Raw genomic sequence first — 17,259 nt, forward strand, 5'->3', positions numbered from 1 at the left:
TGCCGGGCACATGGCGCAGGCGGGCCGCCGCCGCTGGGGCGGAAGGTGGGCAACATGGCGCGCAAGCGGCGCAACCGGGGGGAGACTGGGGGGAAGACGAGGGAAGCGGGGAGGGGAGCAGCGGCCGGAGCAGGGCGCTCCGGCGCATGGCCCGCCGGGGGCGGCACCATGGGCCTCCCCGGCGGTAACTGGCGCGTCAGGCGCCGTTGCCGACCGCGATCTGGTTGAAGCGGCCTTCGCGGAAATCCGCCAGCGTCTGGTAGATCTGCTCCTGGGTGTTCATCACGAACGGCCCATATTGCACGATCGGCTCGCCCAGCGGCCGGCCCGCGATCAGCAGGAAGCGCGCATCGGCGCTGGCGCTGACCGTCACGCCGTCCCCGCCTGCCGCGTTGTCCAGCACGCCCATGCGCTGCGCTTCCAGCACGGCCGCGTTGTCTCCCGTGCCGACCGCGATCTCGCCGCGGTAGACATACAGGAAGGCGTTATGCCCGGCCGGCAGCACCTGGGAGAAGCTCTGCCCGGCGGGCAGCGTCACGTCCAGGTAAAGCGGCTCCGTGACCGGACGCGTCACCACACCTGCCACGCCGTGCGAGGCCCCTGCCAGCACGCGTACCGTGGCGCCATCCGGCAGTGCCACGGTGGGCACGGCGGCGGCCGGCAGGTCGCGGTACCACGGCGCCGTCATCTTGTCCGCGGCGGGCAGGTTCAGCCACAACTGGAAGCCTTCCATGCGGCCGTCCTCCTGCTCGGGCATCTCCGAATGCACCACGCCGGCGCCGGCCACCATCCACTGGGCACCGCCGTTTTCCAGCAGGCCCTCGTTGCCGGCGCTGTCGCGATGGCGCATGCGGCCGGCCAGCATATAGGTGATGGTTTCGAAGCCGCGGTGCGGGTGATCGGGGAAGCCGCCGATGTAGTCATCGCGGCTATCGGTGCCGAAGGCGTCCAACATCAGGAACGGGTCCAGCCGGCGCTGCAGGTTCTGCGTGAGCACGCGCGTGAGTTTGACGCCGGCGCCATCCGAGGTGGCGATGCCCCGCACCACGCGGTCGACCGCGCGCGAGTGCTGCACGGTCTCCACGGCGGTGGCCGGGACGATGGGGGCGGTAGTGCGTTGTTCCATGATGGATCTCCTGTTGGGGCGGGGCCGGCGGCAATGGCGCCCGACCCCGTTGGCTACCCTGCCAATTTAAGGGTTTGGGCCAAAACCGGTAGAGGGCATCCGGACAACAGATTGTTCTGCCGGTGGCACGATCAGGGTCCATGGGGAGGTCGATTTTGAAACAGCGCGGGCGGCGCGGAGATATCAGACGAAGGCTGGTAAACGCGGGTGGAAAGCGGTGTGAAAACGAGATGATGACAAGATGGGTGTAAATGTGTATAATAGACGTCTCGTTGTCATCCGATGTTGCGTAATCATGTCGGGCTGGCAGGGCCCTGGCAAGCGTCTCAACCACCTTGCGGCCCGCCCAAGCCTCCCGTGTGCGGCACCGGCCGATTGATCCGGCGGCGCGTCGGAACCACCAAATTTGCGCTGCCACTGGCCTCCCGTTTCTGCACCTTGCAGCGGGTTGCGCCGCTCCAGGGATCCCAGCCTTCACCGGCATGGCGTCCCGTCAATTGGGTTTCCCCCCTCAGCGCGTGGAACCCGGCGCCCGTCCACCGGTTCATCTGCCGGTCATGGCGGGCAAGGCAATCTAGTCAGGGCCGGCGGCCTCCATTGCACCCGCCCGTGCCCATTTGTTCGTCCGTCAATCCGGGTGTGGCTTTTCATGCCCGCATGCGGCATGCGGAGAGAGGGGAATATGTCCAAGCAATCCAAGCAGGCACTGGCCTGGGGATGTCTCGCGCTCGCCGCGCTGGCCGGTCTGGTCGCGTGGATCGGCGTCGACGTTATCCGGCAGTACCAGGACCGCCTTTGGTACGACGTGGCCGACCACCTGCGCCTGGTGGCGTGGTCGATGGCGCTGGCCCTGGCCACCGGCATTCCGGCTGGCATCGGCCTGAGCCGGTCCTGCATGCGCCGCTGGGCCGATCGCCTGATGCAAGTCTTCAATATCGGCAACACCGTGCCGTCGCTGGCGGTGCTGGCGCTTGCCCTGGCTGTGCTCGGCATTGGCGAGCGGCCCGCCATCCTGGCGCTCTGGCTGGCCTCGCTGCTGCCGATCGTGCGCAATACTTGCGAGGGTCTGCGCGGCGTATCGCCGGCGTTGACCGAGGCCGCGCGTGGCCTTGGCATGACCGCGATGCAGCGCCTGTTCCGGGTCGAATTGCCCAATGCGCTGCCGGTGATCCTGGCGGGCGTGCGTATCAGCCTGGTGATCAATGTCGGGACGGTGCCGCTGTCCTTCCTGATCGGGGCCAACAGCCTGGGCGAACTGATCTTTCCCGGCATCTACCTGAACAACCAGCCTTTGCTGCTGCTGGGCGCCGCGGCCACCGCGCTGCTGGCGCTTGCCCTCGACGGCCTGTTCGCCGCCGCCGGCTACTGCTACCTGCGCCGCCGCGGGCTGGCGCGCTGATGCGCGCACCGAACATGAAGGAGAACCCGATGCATTTCATCACAAGCGCGCTGGCCCGCGCGGGCAGCGCGGCCCGCGGCCAGGCACGCATGCTGGCGAGTCTCGCCGTGCTCGCCGCACTGGCAGTCCTGGCGCTGCCGGCGCACGCCGATCCCGTTCGCGTAGGCGGCAAGAATTTCACCGAGCAGCTGATCCTGTCGTCGATGACGTCCCAGTACCTGCAGGCCAAAGGCCTTGCCACCGAGCTGACGTCCGGCCTGGGCAGCACGCTGATGCGCCAGGCCATGGAAAGCGGCCAGCTCGACGTGGTGTGGGATTACACCGGCACGGCGCTGATCGTGTTCAACAAGGTCGAGGAAAAGCTCGAAGCCAGGGAGAGCTACGAGCGCGTCAGGACGCTGGACGCCGCGCGCGGCCTGATGTGGCTCGACGCCTCGGGCATCAACAACACCTATGCGCTGGCGATGCCGCGCAAGCGCGCCGAAGCCGCCGGCGTGACCACGCTGTCGGCCTTCGCCGGGAAGATGCAGGCGGCCGCGGAAGGCACCGCGCATCCGTTCGCGGTCGACATGGAATTCGCCGCGCGCCCCGACGGCCTGGAGCCGCTCAAGACGCTCTACAAGCTGCCGTTCTCGCGGCGCGACGTGATCCAGCTCGATCCCGGCCTGGTCTATACGGCGCTGAAGAACGATCAGGTGGAGCTCGGCCTGGTCTACACCACCGATGGCCGCGTCAAGGGCTTCGACCTCGTGCTGCTGGAGGACGACCAGCACTTCTTCCCCGCATACAACGCCGTGCCCGTCGTGCGCAAGGCGACGCTGGACAAGCATCCCGAGCTCGCGGGCCTGCTCAATGCGCTGTCGGCCAAGCTCGACAACGAGGCCATGACCGAGATGAACTACAAGGTCGATATCGGCCAGCAGCCGGTCGACAAGGTGGCGCAGGAATTCCTGCGCGGCCACGGCCTGATCTGAGGAGGGTCGCATGGACTTGCTGACTTACCTTCAACATAGCTGGCCAACGCTGCTCAAGCTCACCGGACAGCATCTGGCGCTGGTGGGCTCCGCGGTGGGGCTGGCTATCGTGGTGGGCGTGCCGCTGGGCATCCTGTGCGCGCGCTTCCGCTTCCTCGCCACGCCACTGCTGACGCTGGCCACCATCGTGCTGACCCTGCCGTCGATCGCGCTGTTCGGCCTGATGATCCCGATCTTCGCCCGCTTCGGGCACGCGCTCGGCTATGTGCCGGCGGTGACCGCGGTGTTTCTCTATTCGCTGCTGCCGATCATGCGCAATACCTGCGTGGCGCTTGCCAACGTCGACGACGGCATCCAGGAAGCCGGCCGCGGCATCGGCATGACCACCTGGCAGCGCATGCGGCTGGTGGACCTGCCGCTGGCCGTGCCCGTCATCCTTGGCGGCGTGCGTACCGCCGTGGTGATGAATATCGGCGTGGCCACCATCGCCGCCATCATCGGCGCGGGCGGCCTTGGGGTGCTGATCCTGCAAGCGATCAGCCAGAGCAACATGAGCAAGCTGGCGATCGGCGCGGTGCTGGTCAGCGTGCTCGCCATCGTGGCCGATGCCTGCCTGCAGTGGTTGCAGCGGGCGCTGACACCGAAAGGAATTCGCTGAACATGATTGAACTCGACCAACTCACCAAGACCTTCAAGCAGAAAGACGGCGCCGAAGTGCGCGCCGTCGATGCCGTCTCGCTGACGGTGCCCAAGGGCGAGATCTGCGTCTTCCTCGGTCCCTCCGGCTGCGGCAAGACCACCACGCTCAAGATGATCAACCGCCTGATCCAGCCCAGCTCCGGCCGGGTCCTGATCGACGGCGAGGACACCACCCGCGTGGACGAAGTCACGCTGCGCCGCAAGATCGGCTACGTGATCCAGCAGATCGGCCTGTTCCCGAACATGACCATCGAGGAGAACATCATGGTCGTGCCGTGCCTGCTGGGCTGGGACAAGAAGCGCTGCCGCGAGCGTGCGTGCGAACTGATGTCGATGGTGCAACTCGATCCCGACAAGATGCTCACGCGCTATCCGCGGGAATTGTCGGGCGGCCAGCAGCAGCGCATTGGCGTGATCCGCGCGCTCGCGGCGGATGCGCCCGTGTTGCTGATGGACGAACCCTTCGGCGCGGTCGACCCGATCAATCGCGAGAGCATCCAGAACGAGTTCTTCCAGATGCAGCGCCAGCTTGGCAAGACCGTGATCATGGTTTCGCACGACATCGACGAGGCCATCAAGCTGGGCGACCGCGTGGCCGTATTCCGCGGTGGCAAGCTGGTGCAGTTCGACCATCCCGACGCACTGCTGGCGCGTCCGGCCGATGAATTCGTGCAGGCCTTCATCGGCCACGACAATACGCTCAAGCGCCTGCTGCTGGTGCGCGCCGGCGATGCCGCCACCATGGCGCAGACCTGCAGCCCGGACATGCCGCTGGCGCAGGCTTTCGGCATCATGGACGATGCGGATGTGCGCCACCTGCCGGTGGTGGACGAGACGCAGCGCGCGCTGGGCTACGTCACGCGGCGCGATGCGCGCACGGGGCAAGGGGCGTGCGCGAATGCGATGCGGCCGTTCATGGCGACCGCCGCGTTCGACGAGCACCTGCGCATCGTGCTGTCGCGCATGTACCAGCACAACACGAGCTGGCTGCCGGTGGTGGATGCCGATGGTGTCTATCTTGGCGAAGTCACGCAGGAATCGATTGCCGACTATCTCAGCTCGGGCCGCTCGCGCGGTAACGCGCCGGTGATCCAGCCGCCGCAGGCGCCGGCCGCGATCGAGCGTATTGCAGCGTAGGCAAGGGGTGCCGCGCGAAATGGAAAAGGGCCGGGATTACCGGCCCTTTTTACGGCTGTGCGTAATGTCAGTCGCGCGCCAGTTGTCCGTCAGTGAGACGCCACGCCTTCAACGGGTTGCCGTCCTGCAGCGCCGGCGGCAGCAATTCCGCAGGCACGTTCTGATAGCACACCGGGCGCAGGAAGCGCTCGATCGCGGAAGCGCCGACCGAGGTGGCGCGCGTATCCGACGTGGCGGGGAAGGGGCCGCCATGCACCATCGCATAGGACACTTCCACTCCGGTCGGATAGCCATTGAACAGCACGCGCCCAGCCTTGCGCTCCAGCACCGTCAGCAGGCTGCCGGCGTCGGCGCGGTCACCCGCATCCGCTTGCACGGTGGCGGTAAGCTGGCCTTCGAGCCGGCGTGCCACCGCCAGCATTTCCTCATGGTCGCGGCACACGACCAGTACCGAGGATGGGCCAAATACTTCGGCTTCCATGCGATGGTCTGCCAGGAAGCATTCAGCCGTGGTTTCGAACAACGCAGGGCGGGCCTGGTTGGGGCCGCTCGCTGGCTTGCCGCTGCCGATGCGGCGCAGTCCTTCGATGTCGCCGAGCTGGGCCACGCCGTTGTCGTAAGCCTGGCAGATGCCGGGTGTCAGCATGGTGGCGGCGCCTTTTTCGAACAGCGCCGCAATCGCGCCCTGGCGGAACCCATCCAGCGCCGGGCTCTCCACGGCCAGCAACAGGCCGGGGTTGGTGCAGAACTGGCCCACGCCCATCACCAGCGAATCCACCAGGTTGCGCGCGATCTCCGCGCCGCGGGCGGCCAGCGCCGCCGGTAGCAGGAACACCGGGTTGATGCTGCTCATCTCCGCATAGACGGGGATCGGCTGCGGCCGGCTGTTGGCTGTCTGCACCAGCGCCAGGCCGCCGCTGCGCGAGCCGGTAAAGCCCACTGCCTGGATCGACGGATGCGCCACCAGGGCCGTACCCACGGCAACGCCCGCGCCGACCAGCAGCGAGAACACGCCTTCGGGCAGCCCGGCGTCCGCCACGGCCTTCTGGATCACGCGGCCGACCAGCTCGGAGGTGCCGAGGTGGGCCGAGTGCGCTTTCACGATGACCGGGCAGCCCGCAGCCAGCGCCGACGCGGTATCGCCGCCCGCCACCGAGAACGCCAGCGGGAAGTTGCTGGCGCCAAATACCGCTACCGGCCCGACTGCGATCTTCTGCAGGCGCAGGTCGGGGCGCGGCGGCGTGCGCTCCGGCAGGGCGGAGTCGAGCGTGGCGGATTGCCAGCGGCCATCGCGCAGCACGCTCGCGAACAGGCGCAACTGGCCGGCGGTGCGTGCGCGTTCGCCCTGCAGGCGCGCGATCGGCAGCGCGCTTTCAGCGTGGGCGCGCTCAATCAGCGTGTCGCCCAGGGCTTCCAGGCCGTTGGCAATGGATTCCAGGAACTGAGCCCGGGTTTCCGGCGAGGTGTTCCGGTAAGTGTCGAACGCGGCTTCGGCCAGCACGCAGGCGCGCTCGGCCTCGGCGCCGCCGCCGCCATGGAATTCCGGTGCGAGCGCTTCCCCCGTGGCCGGGTTGGTGGCATGGAGGATCTTGGTGGTGCCGCGCACTGCGCTGGCGCCGATCAGCATTTCGCCGGTGATGGTCATGAGCGTTTCCTGCTTTTCAACTGCGATCAAGGATCAAGAGGGTGCCCGCGCAGCAGCGCGAGCGGGATTTCCGGGTTGTCTTGCGAGCGGCTCGCATCGATTCGAGGCACTGGCTAGCGCGACAGACGGTAGTTGCGCGGATGCGCGTCCATGTGGCTCTGGACTAACACCGCGGGGCCAGCGAGCGGCGCTAAGGTCTTATCAGATTTATTGTAAGACATCCTACAACATGAGGTGCTTTGCTAGCAAGCAGGAAAACCTCCGGTCGCGCCGGGGTTCTCCAGACCTCCCAATCCTTAGCTTGCTTCCACCGCCGCCGATGCCTTGCGCAGCCGCTCGCGGCTGTTGGTCAGGTGCATGCGCATGGCGGCCTTGGCGCCTTCGGGGTCGCGCCGCTCGATGGCATCGTAGATATTCTCGTGCTCGATATTGACGCGTTCGAGATATTGCTCGCGCTCCTGCGCGCTGACGTGCAGCCGGCTGCGCGGGATCACCATGGTGCCGAGATGCCCCATGATGTCGGTGAAGTAGCGATTGCCGGTAGCGCGTGCAATGACGAGGTGGAACTCGAAGTCAGCCCCCACCGAATCCTCGCCGCCGGCCGCCGTGCGCTTTAGTTCGTCGAGCGCCTGGCGCATTGCCGCCAGCTGCTCGTCGCTGCGCCGGGACGCTGCCAGGCTGGCGGCCTCGGCTTCCAGGCTGACGCGGAATTCCAGCATGGCCAGCACGTCCATGGCGGTTCCCATGGTGGCCGGGTCGATGCGGAAGGGCGAGCCGTTCTCGGTGTTGCGCGCCAGCACGAAGGTGCCGATGCCGTGGCGGGTCTCGACCAGGCCGCTGGCCTGCAGCCGCGACAGCGCTTCGCGCACCACGGTGCGGCTGACGCCGAGCGCGGCCATGATTTCGGATTCTGTCGGCAGCTTGTCGCCCGGCTTGAGCAGGCCTTGCTGGATGCGCTCGCTCAGGTTGCTCACCGCCTCTTCGGCAAGCGTGCGGCCGCGGCGCCGCAGCGGGGTGGTGGAGGCAAACATCGGGTTTGACATGATAGTGGGCAGGGGGCTTGACCGGATCTCGATGGGCTCATTATACTGCGTCGTAAGTTATATGACGACCGATAACAGGTGTCTCGTGCCTTCAACTCAATTCCAGGCCCGGCCAGCACCGACGAACAGGTACCCGGCAGCAACCGGGCAGCCAGACCGAGACAACCCGTAAGAGCCGCAGCCGCCAGGCCGTGCACGGCTCTTTCCGCCGGAATTCGACATGATCCAGACACCCATCTCCGCTACCCGCGCCGCGCCCGTCGCAGGCACGCCCGTCGTCACCGAACTCACCGTGGTGCCGGTAGCCGGCCACGACAGCATGCTGATGAACCTGTCGGGTGCCCACGGTCCGTTCTTCACCCGCAATATCGTTATCCTCAAAGACAGCGCGGGGAATTCCGGCGTTGGCGAAGTGCCGGGCGGCGAAGCGATCCGCCAGACCCTGGAGGATGCACGGGAGCTCATCGTGGGGCAATCGATCGGCAATCACCAGGCCTTGCTCAATCGCGTACGCAGTGCCTTTGCCAGCCGCGATGCGGGCGGACGCGGCCTGCAGACCTTCGACCTGCGCATCGCCATCCATGCCGTCACCGCGCTGGAAGCGGCCCTGCTGGACCTGCTCGGCAAGCACCTCGGCGTGCCGGTAGCGGCCTTGCTTGGCGAGGGCCAGCAACGCGATGCGGTGGAGATGCTGGGCTACCTGTTCTATATCGGCGACCGCAGCCGCACCACGCTCGGCTATCGCAGCGAACCGGAGGCGGACAACGAGTGGTTTCGCCTGCGCAACGAAGCGGCAATGAGCGCCGAAGGCGTGGTACGACTGGCGGAGGCGGCCTATGCGCGCTACGGCTTCAACGACTTCAAGCTCAAGGGCGGCGTGCTGCGCGGCGATGAAGAGATGCAAGCCATCCTGGCGCTCGCCGAACGCTTCCCCAGGGCGCGTATCACGCTGGACCCCAACGGCGCGTGGTCGCTGGCCGAAGCCGTGCGCCTGTGCCGCGACAAGCATGGCGTACTGGCCTATGCCGAAGATCCGTGCGGCGCCGAGGATGGCTATTCGGGCCGCGAGGTCATGGCCGAGTTCCGCACCGCCACCGGCCTGCCCACCGCCACCAATATGGTCGCGACCGACTGGCGCCAGATGGGCCACGCGGTGCGCCTGCAGTCGGTCGATATTCCGCTGGCCGATCCGCATTTCTGGACCATGCAGGGCTCGGTGCGGGTCGCGCAGATGTGCGCCGAATGGGGCCTGACCTGGGGCTCGCACTCCAACAACCATTTCGATATTTCGCTGGCCATGTTCACCCATGTGGCCGCTGCCGCGCCGGGCCGCGTCACCGCGATCGATACGCACTGGATCTGGCAGGACGGCGAACGCCTGACCAAGGCGCCGCTGAAGATCGAGAACGGCAAGGTAGCCGTGCCGGCGCAGCCGGGCCTCGGCGTCGAACTCGATATGGAGCAGGTGGCGCTGGCGCACGAGCGCTACAAGAACATGGGACTCGGCGCGCGCGACGATGCGGCTGCCATGCAATTCCTGATCCCGGGCTGGACCTTCAACAATAAGGCGCCGTGCATGGTCCGGTGAGCGCGCACCATCCGGACACAAGAAATACCACTCAGAAGCGAGGAGACAACGATGTTCAAGACTGACGACCGGTCCTGCATGACCGGCACCACAGCCGCGCCCACGTACCGCGTGCTGCGCCGGTTGACCACCGCCATGGTCGCAGCCGTGGCTGTGCTGGCGGCCGCCGGCACCGCCGTCGCATCGACGGCGTGGCCCCAGAAGGCTGTCTCGGTCGTGGTGCCATTCCCGGCCGGAGGTTCCACCGACACCATCGCGCGCATGCTGGCGGTGCCGCTCAATGAGAAGCTGGGCCAGCCCTTCGTGGTGGACAACCGCCCGGGCGCCACCGGGGCCATCGGCGCGACCATGGTCAAGCGCGCGCCCGCGGATGGCTACACCTTGCTGGTAGCGTCGATCGGCGTCTACGCCGTGAACCCCTTCCTGCAGAAGAACCTTGGCTACGACCCGGCCAAGGACTTCGACCTGCTGACGGTTGCCGTGCGCGCGCCCAATGTGCTGGTCACCAAGCCGGATTTCCCGGCGAAGAACCTGCAGGAACTGGTTACGTACATGAAGAAGAATCCTGGCAAGGTCGCATTTGCCAGTTCCGGAGCCGGCTCGTCAGACCACCTGACGGCCGCGTTGTTCTGGCAGAAATCCGGTACCGACGGGCTCCATGTTCCCTATAAGGGCGGGGCGCCGGCCATCTCCGACCTGCTCGCCGGCCAGGTGGACGTCTCGTTCCAGAACGTGAACGCCGTGCTCCAGCATATTCGCAGCGGCAAGCTGAAGGCGCTGGCGGTCACTGGCGACAAGCGCTCGTCCGTGCTGCCCAACGTGCCCACCATGGCGGAAAGCGGCGTGAAGGACGTCGATGTGTATTCGTGGCAAGGCGTGGCTGCGCCGCGCGGGCTGCCGAAGGACGTCAAGGCCAAGCTGCATGCCGCCCTGGTCGGTGCGCTCAATGAGCCCCAGATGCGGCAGAAGCTGGCCGAGAACGGTTTCGAGGTGGTCGCCAACACGCCCGAGCAGTTCGAACAGTTCGAGAAGCAGGAGCTACAGCGCTGGAAGACCGTGATCGAAGCCGGCAAGATCAGCATCGACTAGGTTCGCGGTATCGGCGCAAGCATTGCTCTTTGCCCCGCCTGTCTGCGGGGCATTTTCATTTGCGGAGCGGATTCGGGTGCGGGCACGCGCAACCTGATAGGCTTGGGCTACGCGCGCTTTGCGCTGCCCCGCCGCTGGCGCCTTCCATGATCCGCTTCTGCAAATCGCCACCCTGCCTGCTGATCGAGACAGAGTCCCGGTGGCTGATTCCGCGCGGGTTCGACGGCTTCGCGCCGGGGCCGCTGATCCTGGTGCGGCCTGGCGTCAGCCATGCGCTGATCGAGCATGAGAAGGTGCACGTGCGGCAATTCTGGCGCTCGGGGGGACTGATGGGCGTGTTCTACCTGCTCAGCCCGCGCTGGCGCCTGCGTTTCGAGCTGGAGGCCTATCGCGAGCAGCTCAGGCACTGCGAGCCCGGCGACGCGCACTATTTCGCGCGGATGCTGGCGCGGCACTATCGGCTGGATATATCGCAGGAGGAGGCGTACCGCTTGTTGACGGAGCCAGGCAAACCGGAGTGACCGTTTGCCGTTTCGCTCAATCGAGGCGGCTGCATTCGCGAGCGGAAAATCTGGCGGAAGCGGTGAGATTCGAACTCACGGATGGGTCACCCCATCGGCAGTTTTCAAGACTGCTGCCTTAAACCACTCGGCCACGCTTCCGGTAAGGAAGTGCAGGCATTGTAGCGCGAACAGGGGCTGGTCCCCGCTCGTGCTTCATGCTGCATTGACGCTGGCGCAACGGCCAGCGCCGCGCATTATAGCAAGGGCGGAGACGCTCGGTCGCGCATGTTGTGCAATGTTGTCTTGTCGGTGTCTATCGGACACCGCGGAACCTTCTTTTAGGCTCGGCGCTCCTATCATGCGTGAGGGCGCGCGCCGGGGTGGCGCGTCCCCCTGTTCCATGCATTTGCAGGCAATCGACGAGGATAACTGATGAAGGGCAAGATTCTGTTGGGCGTAGCGGCGACCGCCGCGTTGACCGGGTTGGCGGGTTGCGCGGCGCCGGGCGGTGGTTATGGCGGCGGCTATGGCGCTCCGCCGCCGCAGGCTGGGTACCAGACGCCGCCCCCGGCGCCGGGCACGAATACCTACCAGGCGCCGGCGGGTTCGGTGTTTCATGGCCGGGTCGAGTCGATCGAGCCGGTGACTACCCAGAAGAACAGTTCGGGCGTGCTCGGCACGGTAATCGGCGGCGTCGCCGGCGGCCTGCTGGGGCACCAGGTCGGCGGGGGTACCGGCAATACCATTGCGACCATCGGCGGTGCGGTAGCGGGTGGCTTAGCGGGCAATCAGATCGAGAAGCGCGCAGGCAGCAGCACCGAGACCGTCTATCGCGTCAATGTGCGGTTGGACGATGGCCGTCTGGCCACGGTGACGCAGCGCGATGTCAGCAGCTTGCGCATCGGTTCCCGTGCGCAGGTCGCCAACGACATGGCGATGCCGTATTGACCGGGACGCGGGTATCGCGTCAAGAATTGCGACAAGAAAACGGCCACCCTCGGGTGGCCGTTTTCTTGTTTGCTGCAAGGCGTGTGGCGTCACCCCTTCAGGAACATCTCCTGCAGGTCGTTCAGGAAACGCCGGCCGAGTTCGGTGGGCTTGATGGTGGCGAGATCGGCTTCGAGCAGGCCCTTCTTCTCGGCCGCGGCCAGTTCGCGGCTGATGGTGTGCAGCGGCAGCCCGGTGTGGTCGAAGAACGTGCTGGCCGGCACGCCGTCGGTAAGGCGCAGCGCGTTCAGCATGAACTCGAAGGGCAGGTCGGCCGCGCCGACGTCGTGCTGCTCCTGCACGGCATTGCCGGCCATGGCCTGCGCCATGTAGGTGGCCGGATGCTTGTGGCGCATCTGGCGCAGTACCCGGTGCGGGAAGGAGAGCTTGCCGTGCGCGCCGGCCCCGATGCCCAGGTAGTCGCCGAAGCGCCAGTAGTTCAGGTTGTGGCGCGCTTCGCGATGTGGCTTGCCGTAGGCCGAGGTTTCATAGTGCCGGTAGCCGGCCTGGGCAGTGCGCGCTTCGACCAGGTCCTGCATTTCGTAGGCGCTGTCGTCGTCGGGCAGGGCCGGAGGGAATTTGGCGAACAGCGTATTCGGCTCCAGCGTCAGATGGTAGAGCGATAGGTGCGTGGTGTTGAACGACAGCGCCGTTTCCAGGTCCTGCGCGCAATCCGCCAGGGTCTGGCCTGGCAGCGCGTACATCAGGTCGAGATTGACGTTGTCGAAATTGTCCAGCGCGATGCCGATCGCGGCGCGCGCTTCGTCGCCGCCGTGGATGCGGCCGAGCGCGGCGAGATGGCGGTCATTGAAGCTCTGGATGCCGATCGACAGGCGGTTGATGCCGCTGGCCCGATAGCTGGCGAAACGCTCCGCCTCGAAGGTGCCGGGGTTGGCCTCCATGGTGATCTCGGCGTCGGCGTCGAGCGGCAAGAGCGCGCGAATGTCCGAGAGCAGCCGGTCCATGCCGGCGGCCGACAGCAGGCTGGGCGTGCCGCCGCCGATAAAGACCGTGTGCACGGGACGGCCCCATACCAGGGGCAGCGATTGCTCCAGGTCGGCGCGCAGCGCATCCAGGTAGGCATCTTCCGGAATGTCGTGGCTGTCCGCCGCGCCGGGCACCGCATGCGAGTTGAAGTCGCAGTACGGACACTTGCGCACGCACCAGGGGATATGCACATAGAGCGACAGCGGCGGCGAGGCGGGCAGGGAGATCTGGCCCGGCTGCAGCCACAGCGACTTGGTATCGGCAGGGGTGGTGCCGGTCGACGCGACGGGAACGATCGGGATCATTGGCAGCCGGGCGTGATGCCGTCCGCCTTCAGGCGTTCGGTCAGCGCCTTGAGCGCAAGCGCGCGGTGGCTGATCGCATTCTTTTCCGCGGGGCTCAGTTCGGCGGCCGTCTTGCCCAGCTGGGGCAGCATGAAGTGCGGATCGTAGCCAAAGCCGGCGTTGCCGCGCGGTGCGTCGACCACCTCGCCGGACCAAACGCCTTCGGCGATGACGGGGCGCGGATCCTCGGCATGGCGCACCAGCACCAGCACGCAGTAGTAGTAGGCTCGGCGGTTCAGCTTGCCGGCGAGTTGCGAGATGAGGTGCGCATTGTTGGCGGCGTCGGATTTCGGCTTGCCTACCAGTTGCGCGTAACGCGCGGAGTAGACGCCCGGCGCGCCATCCAGCGCGTCGACGCAGATGCCGGAATCGTCGGCCAGCGCGGGCAGGCCGGACAGGCGGCTGGCGTGGCGCGCTTTGGTAAGGGCGTTTTCGACGAAGGTGGCGAAGGGTTCCTCGGCCTCGTCGATGCCGAGTTGCCCTTGCGGTATCACCTCGAAGCCGAGCGGCGCCAGCAGCGCGCCAAACTCGCCGAGCTTGCCAGGGTTGTTGGAGGCGAGGATCAGGCGTTGCATGGCGTTCACCGTATCAGGCCAGGCCGAGCGCGCGGCGCTGGTGCGCCACCAGTTCGGCGATGCCCTGCTCGGCAATACGGGTCATCGCATCGAGGTCGGCGCGGCTGAACGGCACGCCTTCGGCCGTGCCTTGCACTTCGACGAAGCCGCCGCTGCCGGTCATCACCACGTTCATGTCGGTGTCGCAGTTGCTGTCTTCGGCATAGTCCAGGTCGAGCACGGCCACGCCGTCCACCATGCCTACCGAGACGGCGGCGACGAAATCGCGGATCGGGCTGGTCTTGAGCTGGCCGTCCCGCAGCATCGCTGAAATGGCGTCATGGGCGGCCACGAAGGCGCCGGTGATGGCTGCGGTGCGGGTGCCGCCGTCGGCCTGCAGCACGTCGCAGTCCAGGTGGATGGTGTACTCGCCCAGCGCGGACAGGTCGAACACCGAGCGCATGGCGCGTCCGATCAGGCGCTGGATTTCCTGGGTGCGGCCAGTCTGCTTGCCGCGGGCGGCCTCACGGTCGGAGCGCGTATGGGTGGCGCGCGGCAGCATGCCGTACTCGGCGGTGACCCAGCCTTCGCCACTGCCCTTCTTGTGTGGCGGCACCTTGGCAAGCACGCTGGCGGTGCACAGCACCTTGGTATCGCCAAAGGCACTCAGGACGGAGCCTTCGGCGTGGCGGGTGTAGTGTCGGGTCAGGCTGATAGGGCGCAGCGCATCGGCTGCGCGTCCGCTCGGTCGCATGTGTGGGTTTTCTCGGGAATCGGTTCAGGACACGGATTTTAACGCCGCGGGGCTGCGCGTGCCCATCCGGCTTCGATTCGGCCCGCGGCGAAACGCGAATTCCCGCGCCATTGCGGCGCGGGCGGTACTTCTTTCCGGTATGGGAGGCTGGTTTCGCAGCCTTCCGGAAACGCTTAACGCATGAAGTTGCTCGTCTTGTCGATCGCCGCGCGGATCTCGGCGATGGAGCGTTCGATTTCCTCCTCCGACAGCAGGTCGGTGTCGCCGCCGTTGTTCTCGAGGATGGAGGTGGTGAAGGTGTTGAGCGGCAGGGTCTCGGTGGCGACCGAGTCCTCGCTGGCAAGGTGTGCGTCGAGTTCCCACATCATGGCGATCGCGGTAGTGTTGTCGGCGCCGTCGCCCGCATTGTGCAGCGCTTGTTCGATCAGGTCGGGGATGGCGTGCACCACCGACAGGTGGGTCACCTTGTCGACCAGGAGCTGTTCTTCGATGCTGCCCCAGAGCCCGTCCGAGCACAGCAGCGCGACGTCGCCGGGCTCCAGCCGCAGCGGGCCGCCGATGTCGATCAGCGGCAGGTTGGGGGAGCCGAGGCAGTTGTACAGCTTGTTGCGCTCGGGGTGGTTCGCCACCTGCATCGGCAGCACGCGTTCCTGCTGCAGCAGGTTTTCGATCTTGGAGTGGTCGCGCGTGCGGGTCAGCAGGGTGCCCTTGCGCACCAGGTACAGCCGCGAGTCGCCGGCGTGGGCCCAGTGGATCTGACCATTCTGGACCAGGCAGCAGACCACGGTGGTGCGGGGGACATCGGCCAGCCGGTTGGCTTCGGCATAGCGGTGGATTTCCCGGTGGGCCAGCATGATGGTGTCCTGCAGGAAATCGGCAGGATTGCGGATCGAGGGCCGGGCCTGGGCCTGGAACTGGCGCGCCAGGGTCTGCAAGGCTTGCTGCGCGGCGACTTCGCCTAAAGCGTGGCCGCCCAGGCCATCGGCCAGGACCATCAACAGGGCATCCCGCGTGAAGCAATAGCCCATGCGGTCCTGGTTGATGCGGCGGCCGCCTTTTCTGCTTTCCTGGTAGACGGAGAATCGCATGGTGGCTGTAGGGAAATCAGTTTTCGGGAGACGGCGGCGCCGCTTTTGTGCCCAATCGGCGCTGGGTGCGGCAGGGCAGCGGGGCGACGGCTCCCATGATGGTAGGGGATGGCGGAGCAGGCCGGAGCGCGGAGCACGCGCCAGACGCGGACAGATGTATTTTATGCATCATTCGCCGCTTGTGCCGGCCTCCTTGGCATGGATGCCCGCGGCGGGTTCTTCGCGCTTGCGCAGCAGGGTGAGGAACCGGCTGGCAAGGGGGCGCTCGGCGGCCGCGGTGGTGGCCGGTGCGGCCGCCTGTTCGCCCAGCGCATTGGTCTGTTCGCGCAACTCCTTCTGCAGCCGGAACACGCTCTGCGGCCGTTCGGACGGCGTCAGGCGCAGGCACCATTCGACGAGGTCCACCAGGCCATTGGTGTAGCTGGTGCGCAGCCGGGTGATGGAGTCCGCCATGCGATCGTCTTTTTCGCGCTGGTTCGCCTCCTGCGGCGGCATGCCGGCCATGCAGGCGTAGAGCGTGGCCCCGAGGCTGTAGATGTCGGTCCACGGCCCCAGTTCGGAATGCTTGCCGTAGAGTTCGGGCGCGGCAAAGCCCGGCGTGTACATGGGCTGGAAGCGCGACGCCTCCATCGTCAGGATCTGGCGCGCAGCGCCGAAATCCAGCAGGATGGGCGACTCGTCCTCGCGCAGATAGATGTTGCCAGGCTTGATATCGAGGTGCAGCAGCTTGTGGATATGCACTTCGCGCAGGCCGCTCATGAGGTCGTGGAAGACCTTGCGGATGAAGTGTTCGCGGAGCACCTTGGCGCGGCCTTGCTGGCGCGCGTGCAGGATGTGTTCCTGCAGCGTCTTGCCCAGCTCGTAGTTCATCACCATGTAGACGGTGGAGTTCTCGCGGAAGAAATTCACCACGCGCACCACGCTGGGATGGGAAATACGGGCCAGCGAGCGGCCTTCCTCGAAGAAATACTTGAGCCCCAGGCGGAATGAAGCGGCGCTTTCTTCCGGCACCACGGGGATCAGTTCGCCGGGGTTGCGGCGAGCCAGGGACGACGGGAGGTACTCCTTGATCGCAACGGGAGAGCCGGTCTCGTCGGTGGCAAGGTAGACGAAACTGAACCCCCCGCTGGCCAACTTCTTTACAATACGGTAGTTGGACAGCAGCGTGCCGATGGGCAGCGGTGCGCTCTTCGGAGGTGATGCGCCCTTGGACTCTGTCATAGGATTCGGGACCTTGATTGCCTCCGGATTGTCCTGACTAATCGATGACTTGTAAAGAACACAATAGCGGCCATTTCTGGCTCTCTTTTCGGCGTTCGGCCGGCGCGGATGCGGGGCTGCC

The 17,259-nt window shown here is 66.4% G+C and carries 16 protein-coding genes and 1 tRNA gene; 8 read left to right on the forward strand and 9 right to left on the reverse strand.

Features of this window, described 5'->3' with window-relative positions; all coding sequences use genetic code 11:
* Nucleotides 1-196 precede the first annotated feature (196 nt).
* Entirely contained in the window at nt 197-1,126 is a 930-nt protein-coding gene (locus tag ACZY0R_RS20590; RefSeq protein ID WP_488860801.1) for a pirin family protein, read from the reverse strand.
* Between the two features lie 682 nt (nt 1,127-1,808).
* Here ACZY0R_RS20590 and ACZY0R_RS20595 point away from each other — a divergent pair.
* The 4 genes from ACZY0R_RS20595 to ACZY0R_RS20610 all read left to right on the forward strand — a co-directional run bounded on the left by ACZY0R_RS20595 (nt 1,809) and on the right by ACZY0R_RS20610 (nt 5,335).
* Nucleotides 1,809-2,525 carry an ABC transporter permease gene (locus ACZY0R_RS20595; RefSeq protein WP_488860803.1) on the forward strand — a complete coding sequence of 239 codons (717 nt, stop codon included), beginning with the start codon at nt 1,809-1,811 and terminating at the stop codon, nt 2,523-2,525.
* Nucleotides 2,526-2,614: 89 nt separating this feature from the next.
* A complete protein-coding gene (locus ACZY0R_RS20600; RefSeq protein WP_488866075.1) occupies nt 2,615-3,499 on the forward strand; it encodes a glycine betaine ABC transporter substrate-binding protein in 885 nt (294 codons plus the stop codon).
* A 10-nt stretch (nt 3,500-3,509) separates the two neighbouring features.
* A complete protein-coding gene (locus tag ACZY0R_RS20605) occupies nt 3,510-4,157 on the forward strand; it encodes an ABC transporter permease (protein WP_006162433.1) in 648 nt (215 codons plus the stop codon).
* A 2-nt stretch (nt 4,158-4,159) separates the two neighbouring features.
* On the forward strand, nt 4,160-5,335 hold the full coding sequence (locus ACZY0R_RS20610; RefSeq protein ID WP_488860805.1) for an osmoprotectant ABC transporter ATP-binding protein OsmV: 1,176 nt from the start codon (nt 4,160-4,162) through the stop codon (nt 5,333-5,335).
* 67 nt (nt 5,336-5,402) lie between these two features.
* On the opposite strand, the gene ACZY0R_RS20615 is transcribed toward ACZY0R_RS20610, so the two are convergent.
* Both ACZY0R_RS20615 and ACZY0R_RS20620 read right to left on the reverse strand, forming a co-directional pair.
* On the reverse strand, nt 5,403-6,980 hold the full coding sequence (locus ACZY0R_RS20615) for an aldehyde dehydrogenase (NADP(+)) (RefSeq protein ID WP_488860807.1): 1,578 nt from the start codon (nt 6,978-6,980) through the stop codon (nt 5,403-5,405).
* Between the two features lie 296 nt (nt 6,981-7,276).
* On the reverse strand, nt 7,277-8,023 hold the full coding sequence (locus tag ACZY0R_RS20620; RefSeq protein WP_488860809.1) for a FadR/GntR family transcriptional regulator: 747 nt from the start codon (nt 8,021-8,023) through the stop codon (nt 7,277-7,279).
* 220 nt (nt 8,024-8,243) lie between these two features.
* On the opposite strand from ACZY0R_RS20620, the gene gudD reads away from it, so the two are divergent.
* From gudD to ACZY0R_RS20635, 3 genes are all read left to right on the forward strand, one after another.
* On the forward strand, nt 8,244-9,611 hold the full coding sequence (gene gudD, locus ACZY0R_RS20625; RefSeq protein WP_488860811.1) for a glucarate dehydratase: 1,368 nt from the start codon (nt 8,244-8,246) through the stop codon (nt 9,609-9,611).
* Between the two features lie 135 nt (nt 9,612-9,746).
* A complete protein-coding gene (locus ACZY0R_RS20630) occupies nt 9,747-10,700 on the forward strand; it encodes a Bug family tripartite tricarboxylate transporter substrate binding protein (protein WP_488866076.1) in 954 nt (317 codons plus the stop codon).
* Nucleotides 10,701-10,846: 146 nt separating this feature from the next.
* Complete coding sequence (locus ACZY0R_RS20635; protein ID WP_488860813.1) at nt 10,847-11,221, forward strand: hypothetical protein; 375 nt, start codon at nt 10,847-10,849, stop codon at nt 11,219-11,221.
* Between the two features lie 51 nt (nt 11,222-11,272).
* Here the strand turns inward: ACZY0R_RS20635 and ACZY0R_RS20640 are convergent.
* A tRNA-Ser gene (locus tag ACZY0R_RS20640) sits at nt 11,273-11,362 on the reverse strand.
* Between the two features lie 273 nt (nt 11,363-11,635).
* On the opposite strand from ACZY0R_RS20640, the gene ACZY0R_RS20645 reads away from it, so the two are divergent.
* Nucleotides 11,636-12,151: an outer membrane lipoprotein gene (locus ACZY0R_RS20645; RefSeq protein ID WP_488860815.1), complete on the forward strand. Its 516-nt coding sequence runs from the start codon at nt 11,636-11,638 to the stop codon at nt 12,149-12,151.
* Between the two features lie 89 nt (nt 12,152-12,240).
* Here the strand turns inward: ACZY0R_RS20645 and hemW are convergent, their stop codons facing one another.
* The 5 genes from hemW to ACZY0R_RS20670 all read right to left on the reverse strand — a co-directional run bounded on the left by hemW (nt 12,241) and on the right by ACZY0R_RS20670 (nt 17,138).
* A complete protein-coding gene (gene hemW, locus ACZY0R_RS20650; RefSeq protein WP_488860817.1) occupies nt 12,241-13,482 on the reverse strand; it encodes a radical SAM family heme chaperone HemW in 1,242 nt (413 codons plus the stop codon).
* Nucleotides 13,479-14,096: an RdgB/HAM1 family non-canonical purine NTP pyrophosphatase gene (gene rdgB, locus ACZY0R_RS20655; RefSeq protein ID WP_488860819.1), complete on the reverse strand. Its 618-nt coding sequence runs from the start codon at nt 14,094-14,096 to the stop codon at nt 13,479-13,481. Before rdgB ends, hemW begins: the two co-directional genes overlap by 4 nt.
* Before the next feature lie 13 nt (nt 14,097-14,109).
* Nucleotides 14,110-14,829: a ribonuclease PH gene (gene rph / locus ACZY0R_RS20660; RefSeq protein WP_488860821.1), complete on the reverse strand. Its 720-nt coding sequence runs from the start codon at nt 14,827-14,829 to the stop codon at nt 14,110-14,112.
* Nucleotides 14,830-15,002: 173 nt separating this feature from the next.
* Nucleotides 15,003-15,917: a PP2C family protein-serine/threonine phosphatase gene (locus ACZY0R_RS20665; RefSeq protein ID WP_045238631.1), complete on the reverse strand. Its 915-nt coding sequence runs from the start codon at nt 15,915-15,917 to the stop codon at nt 15,003-15,005.
* A gap of 168 nt (nt 15,918-16,085) precedes the next feature.
* Nucleotides 16,086-17,138, reverse strand: coding sequence for a serine/threonine protein kinase (locus ACZY0R_RS20670; protein WP_488860823.1), 1,053 nt, complete (start codon nt 17,136-17,138; stop codon nt 16,086-16,088).
* Nucleotides 17,139-17,259: the final 121 nt, after the last annotated feature.

The organism is Cupriavidus sp. F041, from assembly GCF_057814235.1.

Excerpts from the sequence above, each read along its gene's own strand:
- ACZY0R_RS20630 (WP_488866076.1), top strand. The coding sequence starts at position 9,747 with ATGGTCGCAGCCGTGGCTGTGCTGGCGGCCGCCGGCACCGCCGTCGCA.
- ACZY0R_RS20635 (WP_488860813.1), top strand. The coding sequence starts at position 10,847 with ATGATCCGCTTCTGCAAATCGCCACCCTGCCTGCTGATCGAGACAGAG.
- ACZY0R_RS20620 (WP_488860809.1), bottom strand. The coding sequence starts at position 8,023 with ATGTCAAACCCGATGTTTGCCTCCACCACCCCGCTGCGGCGCCGCGGC.
- ACZY0R_RS20600 (WP_488866075.1), top strand. The coding sequence starts at position 2,615 with ATGCTGGCGAGTCTCGCCGTGCTCGCCGCACTGGCAGTCCTGGCGCTG.
- rph (WP_488860821.1), bottom strand. The coding sequence starts at position 14,829 with ATGCGACCGAGCGGACGCGCAGCCGATGCGCTGCGCCCTATCAGCCTG.
- rdgB (WP_488860819.1), bottom strand. The coding sequence starts at position 14,096 with ATGCAACGCCTGATCCTCGCCTCCAACAACCCTGGCAAGCTCGGCGAG.
- ACZY0R_RS20595 (WP_488860803.1), top strand. The coding sequence starts at position 1,809 with ATGTCCAAGCAATCCAAGCAGGCACTGGCCTGGGGATGTCTCGCGCTC.
- ACZY0R_RS20665 (WP_045238631.1), bottom strand. The coding sequence starts at position 15,917 with ATGCGATTCTCCGTCTACCAGGAAAGCAGAAAAGGCGGCCGCCGCATC.
- ACZY0R_RS20615 (WP_488860807.1), bottom strand. The coding sequence starts at position 6,980 with ATGACCATCACCGGCGAAATGCTGATCGGCGCCAGCGCAGTGCGCGGC.
- ACZY0R_RS20605 (WP_006162433.1), top strand. The coding sequence starts at position 3,510 with ATGGACTTGCTGACTTACCTTCAACATAGCTGGCCAACGCTGCTCAAG.
- ACZY0R_RS20645 (WP_488860815.1), top strand. The coding sequence starts at position 11,636 with ATGAAGGGCAAGATTCTGTTGGGCGTAGCGGCGACCGCCGCGTTGACC.
- ACZY0R_RS20590 (WP_488860801.1), bottom strand. The coding sequence starts at position 1,126 with ATGGAACAACGCACTACCGCCCCCATCGTCCCGGCCACCGCCGTGGAG.
- ACZY0R_RS20610 (WP_488860805.1), top strand. The coding sequence starts at position 4,160 with ATGATTGAACTCGACCAACTCACCAAGACCTTCAAGCAGAAAGACGGC.
- gudD (WP_488860811.1), top strand. The coding sequence starts at position 8,244 with ATGATCCAGACACCCATCTCCGCTACCCGCGCCGCGCCCGTCGCAGGC.
- ACZY0R_RS20670 (WP_488860823.1), bottom strand. The coding sequence starts at position 17,138 with ATGACAGAGTCCAAGGGCGCATCACCTCCGAAGAGCGCACCGCTGCCC.
- hemW (WP_488860817.1), bottom strand. The coding sequence starts at position 13,482 with ATGATCCCGATCGTTCCCGTCGCGTCGACCGGCACCACCCCTGCCGAT.